Genomic DNA, 5,979 nt, shown 5'->3' with positions numbered 1-5,979 from the left:
CTAGTCCCACCAAGGGAAAAAGAAGACTTGAGCGCCACAGGTCTCCTTCCCGGTATTCGAAACGCCCTACTGGCAAAATGGTCAGAAACCCTACCGCGACCCGCAGCCGGTGGATCGCTTCTTTCAGAAAGACTTGAGAATCCACGGCAATCCAGCCACGACGAAAACCACCTCATCGCAACGCCCGGCTATCCACTGGTTGATCCGGCCCTGCACATCACGGAACACCCGGCCCAAGGGGTGCTCGGGAACCACGCCCTGTCCCACTTCGTTGCTGACGACAATCAGGAAAAAGCGTTCTCTTTCCCGCTTCAAGAACAACCAATCCAGCTCATCCCGCACTCTTCCAAGGACTTCCTCTTCTCCGCCTCCCTGCAAGAGGTGGGTGCTGACCAGAAAAGTCACACAATCCAGCAGGACTCCCGGTGGAAAGGTAGCCGTTACCCCTCGCAAGCTTCCCCTCACCTCAAACGTCGTCCAGCACGCTGGCCGCTGTTGGCGATGGCGGCTAACTCTCTCTTCCATTTCTTCGTCGGTGACCACGCCAGTCGCCAGGTAAGCGAAGGGCAGGTTGCTCTTTTCAGCCAGCTCCTGTGCCAACCGGCTTTTTCCACTCCGGGCTCCGCCCAAAATCAAGACACTCCGATCATACATATTCGAGACATTCTCCAAGCGCTTTGACCAGGAGTTGATTTTCCGGATGTGTTTTCACGGCAAAGCGAAAAAACTGCCGGTCTAATCCCCAGAAATCCGCTGCGCTCCGGACCAGTATGCCCTGGTCGGCCAGGAGATCTGGGAGATCAGAGGAGGGGAGATGTGCCTTCGCCAGGAAAAAGTTGGTCTCCGAGGGAAAAAGCGTGACGGTCTTGTCCCAACGGAGAAAAGAGTCAAGGAAATATTTCTTTTCGCGGCAAAGATTTTCATGGGTCCTCCGGCGGAAGGGACCCAATTCCGTGTCGGCCAGAATCCATAATGCCCGGGAAAGCACAGCATTGATGCTCCAAGGTTCGAGGTGGGCCTCAAGCTTCCGGACCGCGTCGGGATGCGCTACGAGATAGCCCCCCCGCAACCCGGCCAGGGAGTAGAATTTAGTGAGGGAACGAACAACGAACAGCCCGGGGAGATCGCCGGTCCTCTGAGCCAACGAAGTCCTTTCTTCCATAAAATCCTGAAAGGCCTCGTCAACCACCAGGAGCGTCCCCTTCTTCCTGCACTGCTCGATCACTTCTTCCAGAAAAGGCAAGGAATAGGAGGCTCCGGTCGGATTGCCCGGGTTCCCGAGAATTAATCCGCGAAGATCCTTTTCCAGGAAGATGCCCCCCATCGTTGTCTCCGCCTCCTGTGGAAAAAGAATGCGGTGTACGATCCGCTTCCCTTCCAGGGAAAAGGTGCGGTTGTATTCAGTGAACAACGGTTCGAGGATCTGATAGCTTCCCATAGGAAGCCGGCGGGCCAGAAGGGCAATCGCCTGCATGGCTCCGTTGGTGGGCAGAATCGTTTCCGGTGACAGGCCGGTCAGGCGGGCGATCGCCAGGCGGCAATAGCTCTGGTCTAAGGGAGGATAGACGGAAACATACCGGAAGAGTCCAGACCAGGCCTCACCAAGCGCTTCGGGAGGTCCCCAGGGATTGATGTTGGCGCTGAAGTCAAGGCATGAAGGGCCCGGTTGCTCCCGTTCAAGCCATTTTCCTCCGTGCGGGCAAGCCTTCATGAATCCACCATGGCCACCGGAGAAATATCCACCATGGCCACCGAAGAAATCAAATCTCCGGAACCCAGCCGGATCAGTTTGACTCCCCGCGTCGGTCGACCCAGCAGGGGAACATCTCTGGTGTCGATGCGGATCAACAGACCCGCCCGGGTGGATATGAGGACTTCATTGTTCTCGTCGAGGGTGGACACCGACACCACTTCGCCGGTGTCTCCCGCGCCTTTCATGATGATGACCCCCCGCGAGCCGCGGTGGTGTGAAGCGAAATCGGCCAGCGATAGCTTTTTCCCCATTCCCCGGGCGGACACCACCAGGAGAGGGCGGGTACGATCCAATATACAGGCCGAAACCACCCGGTCGCCCTCCTTAAGGCTTATTCCCCGAACCCCACGGGTGTCCCGGCCCATAGATCGCACTTCCGTTTCCGGAAAAGAGAGCGCCAGGCCGCGGACGGTGGCCAGAAACACTTCATTGCTACCGTCGGTGACGAAGACTGCGCTGAGCCGGTCATCTGCATCGAGGTTGATGGCTCGAATGCCACGTCGGGTGATGGAGACGAATTCAAGCAGGTCCGATTTTTTCACGACACCTCGGGTAGTGACAAAAAACAAATGCCGCCCCTGGCCGAAGTCTTTGAGGGGGATGAACCGGAATACTTGCTCTCCTTCTTCCAGAGCCAGAAGGTTGGCCAGATGGTTACCCCTGGACTGGCGTTCCCGCTCTGGAAGCTGATAGGCGGGGATCTGAAAAACCCGGCCCTTGCTGGTAAACAGGAGCAGGCGGTGCAGGGTGGTCGCCACCGCAATCTGCCTGACCACGTCTTCCTCTTTCGTAGTTATTCCGCTCACGCCGCGGCCTCCTCTTCCTTGCCTCCGGTACTGAGTGAGCGAAACCCTCTTGATATATCCGCCCCTGGTTAGAGTGAGAACGATGTCCTCTTCGGGAATCAGGTCCAGGTCTTCAACCGACCCCTCTTCCGGGATAATCCTGGTTCTCCGGCCGTCTCCGTGTTTCCGCTTGACTTCGACCAGTTCTTTCTTGACCACGCGCAGCAAGCTTTCTTCCCGGGACAAAATATCCCGGAGTTCTTCTATTTTTCTGAGAAGGACCTCGTGCTCCTCAAGGATCTTCTTCCGCTCAAGGGCGACGAGCCGCTGCAGACGCATGTCCAGGATCGCCTGAGCCTGTTTTTCCGAAAAGTCGAACTCGCTCATCAGGCGGCTGCGGGCCTCCTGAACGGTTTGCGAGGAGCGGATCGTCGCAATAATTTGGCCGACCTGGTCCAGCGCCCGCAAAAAACCCTCCAAAATATGGGCTCGTTCTTCGTTCTCTCTCAACTCAAAACGGCTGCGGCGGGTTACCACTTCTTTCCGAAAACCGATAAAGTGACGCAGCGCTTCCGCGACTCCCATCACCTCCGGTCGGTTGTCGACCAAGGCCAGGAGGATTACGCCAAAACTGACCTGGAGGGTGGTGTGCTTATAAAGGTAGTTGATGATGAACTGGGGATTCGCTCCCTTTTTGAGTTCCAGAACAATCCGCATCCCGTCCCGGTCGGACTCGTCCCGCACCTCTGCGACGTCGGTGATTTTTTTATTCTGGATCAAGTGGGCGATCGACTGGACCAGGGTCGCCTTGTTTACCTGGTAGGGAAGTTCCCTGATGACGATTCCTTGCCGGCTTTTCCCAATGTCCTCCACCTGGGCTTCGCCTCTTAATACGAGTTTGCCCCGCCCTTTCTCGAAATAGTCGAGAATCCCTTTACCTCCCACGATTTTCCCATAGGTTGGAAAATCCGGCCCCGGCATGATATTGATAAGTTCACGCCAGGACGTTTGGGGATGATTGATCAAAAAAATTGTGGCGTCTACCAGTTCGGCCAGGTTATGAGGGGGGATGTTGGTGGCCATACCCACCGCGATTCCCGAAGAGCCGTTGGAGAGAAGTTGGGGAAAGGCGGCCGGGAGCACCTGCGGTTCGTTCAGCGATTCATCGAAATTGGGGATGAATTCAACCGTTTCCTTATCGATATCGGTCAGTAATTCGTTGGAGATCTGGGCCATCCGGACTTCGGTATAGCGCATCGCCGCGGGGGGATCGCCGTCTACTGATCCGAAATTCCCGTGGCCATCCACCAGCGGGTACCGGTAAGTGAATTCCTGGGCCATCCGGACCAGCGCATCGTAAACCGCCATATCTCCATGGGGATGATACTTGCCGAGCACGTCTCCCACCACTCGGGCGCTCTTTTTATGGGGCTCCTGAGAACGGAGGCCCATTTCGTTCATGGCAAACAGTATCCGCCGCTGTACCGGTTTCAGCCCGTCCCGGGCATCAGGAAGAGCCCGGCCGACAATGACGCTCATAGCATAGCTGAGGTACGACTGGCGCATTTCCTCGGTGACGTCTACGGGAACGACTTTTCCTTTCTCGTCTGACATTCGGTTTCTCTCTTTCCTCAGATATCCAGATCAGCCACTTCCAAGGCGTGTTCCTGAATGAACTCCCGGCGGGGTTCCACCGCATCCCCCATCAGGATACTGAACACTTCCTCGGCTTCAATGGTGTCTTCAATCAAAACCCGCTTCAACGTCCGGGTTTCTGGATTCATGGCCGTCTCCCAAAGCTGCTCGGGATTCATTTCGCCCAGGCCCTTGTAACGCTGAATCCCATACTTTTTATTTTTCAAACCCTTGACCACGACCTCGAGATCTTTGTCGCTGTAGGCATAATAATCGTTTTTCCCCTCCCGGACCCGGTAGAGAGGAGGCCGGGCGATAAAAACGCTCCCCTGTTCAATCAGGTTCTTCATGTACCGGTAAAACAAGGTCAGAAGCAGGGTCCGAATATGCGCACCGTCCACATCTGCATCGGTCATGATAATGATCTTGTGGTAACGAAGTTTTTCCGGGGTCAGGTCCTGACCGATGCCGCATCCCAAGGCCGCAACCAGGCTCCGGATTTCTTCGCTGGAGAGTATTCGGTGCAGGTTCGCTTTTTCTACGTTGAGAATCTTACCCCGCAGAGGTAAAATGGCCTGGTAGCGACGATCCCGTCCCTGCTTGGCTGAACCGCCCGCCGAGTCGCCCTCGACGATGAACAGCTCCGTTGTTTCCGGATTACGTTCCGCGCAATCAGAGAGCTTGCCGGGCAAGATAAGCGAGTCGAGGCTGTTCTTCTTCCGGGCCAGCTCCCTGGCCCGCTTGGCCGCCAGCCTGGCCCGGGAGGCTTGAATGATCTTTTCGGTAATGACCTTTGCCGTTTCCGGGTTCTCCTCGAGATAGGTTCCCAGTGATTCTTCGGTCAAATCTTCGATCATTCCCCGGATCTCCGGGTTCCCAAGCTTGGTCTTGGTCTGTCCTTCAAATTGCGGGTCGGGCATCAGAACGCTGACTACGGCGACCAAGCCCTCTCGGATATCGTTGCCGGTGGGGGGCTCGTCCTTCTCCTTGATCAGTTCGTGCCTCAAAATGTACTCGCCGATCACCCGGGTCAGTGCGGTTTTAAGCCCGGTGAGATGGGTGCCTCCCTCCAGGGTATTGATGTTGTTCGCAAAGGAGATCACGTTTTCAAGGTAACCGTCATTGTACTGCAGGGCCACCTCCGCCCGAGCCTCGTTACGTTCAGCGCTGAAGGAAATCGGGTTGGAGTGAAGGACGACCTTGCCCCGGTTCAAGTAAGTGACCAGCGCCCGTATTCCCCCCTGAAAGCAATATCGCTTCTCTTTCCCTGTCCGCTCGTCAACAAGGCACATGGTAAGCCCTTCGTTTAAAAAGGCCAGTTCTTTGACCCGCTTGGATACGATCTCAAAATGGAATTCCGTGTCGGTAAAAACTTCCGGGTCCGGTTTGAAACGGATGGTCGTTCCGGTTTGTTCCGTTCTCCCGCTATCCAAAAGGTCACCAGCGGGCTTTCCTCTCTCAAAACGTTGCGTCCAGATTCGTCCACCCTGATGAACGTTGACCTCCAACCACTCGGAAAGGGCGTTAACCACCGATACTCCGACCCCGTGCAATCCTCCCGATATTTTATAAGCATAGCTTCCAAACTTTCCTCCGGCATGCAGCTTGGTCAACACCACCTCTACGGCCGACCGTCCCGACTGACGATGGACTTCAACGGGAATGCCCCTTCCGTCGTCTGAGACCGAGATGCTTCCGTCCGGATGAATGCGGACCTCTATTTTTGTACAGTACCCCATCAGGGCTTCGTCGACGCTGTTGTCAACCACCTCGAAGATGAGATGGTGAAGGCCCTCGACTCCGGTA

Annotated in this window: 4 protein-coding genes; all 4 read right to left on the bottom strand. The window is 56.0% G+C overall.

Features of this window, described 5'->3' with window-relative positions; translation table 11 throughout:
* Positions 1–123: 123 nt before the first annotated feature.
* Positions 124–654 (bottom strand): bifunctional adenosylcobinamide kinase/adenosylcobinamide-phosphate guanylyltransferase, encoded by a 531-nt coding sequence (gene cobU, locus VLH40_08560; GenBank protein ID HSV32054.1) that lies wholly within the window; start codon positions 652–654, stop codon positions 124–126.
* Positions 647–1,711 (bottom strand): aminotransferase class I/II-fold pyridoxal phosphate-dependent enzyme, encoded by a 1,065-nt coding sequence (locus tag VLH40_08555; GenBank protein ID HSV32053.1) that lies wholly within the window; start codon positions 1,709–1,711, stop codon positions 647–649. Before VLH40_08555 ends, cobU begins: the two co-directional genes overlap by 8 nt.
* Positions 1,708–4,152 carry a DNA gyrase subunit A gene (gene gyrA, locus VLH40_08550; protein ID HSV32052.1) on the bottom strand — a complete coding sequence of 815 codons (2,445 nt, stop codon included), beginning with the start codon at positions 4,150–4,152 and terminating at the stop codon, positions 1,708–1,710. Before gyrA ends, VLH40_08555 begins: the two co-directional genes overlap by 4 nt.
* Before the next feature lie 17 nt (positions 4,153–4,169).
* A partial coding sequence (gyrB, locus tag VLH40_08545) for a DNA topoisomerase (ATP-hydrolyzing) subunit B (GenBank protein HSV32051.1) occupies positions 4,170–5,979 on the bottom strand: 1,810 nt, incomplete at its 5' end.

This window comes from Atribacteraceae bacterium (assembly GCA_035477455.1).
Lineage (GTDB): Bacteria > Atribacterota > Atribacteria > Atribacterales > Atribacteraceae > DATIKP01.
The sequence above is the reverse complement of the archived record's forward strand: the minus strand, read 5'-3'. Positions and strand labels throughout refer to the sequence as shown.

Excerpts from the sequence above, each read along its gene's own strand:
- VLH40_08555 (HSV32053.1), bottom strand. The coding sequence starts at position 1,711 with ATGAAGGCTTGCCCGCACGGAGGAAAATGGCTTGAACGGGAGCAACCG.
- gyrA (HSV32052.1), bottom strand. The coding sequence starts at position 4,152 with ATGTCAGACGAGAAAGGAAAAGTCGTTCCCGTAGACGTCACCGAGGAA.
- cobU (HSV32054.1), bottom strand. The coding sequence starts at position 654 with ATGTATGATCGGAGTGTCTTGATTTTGGGCGGAGCCCGGAGTGGAAAA.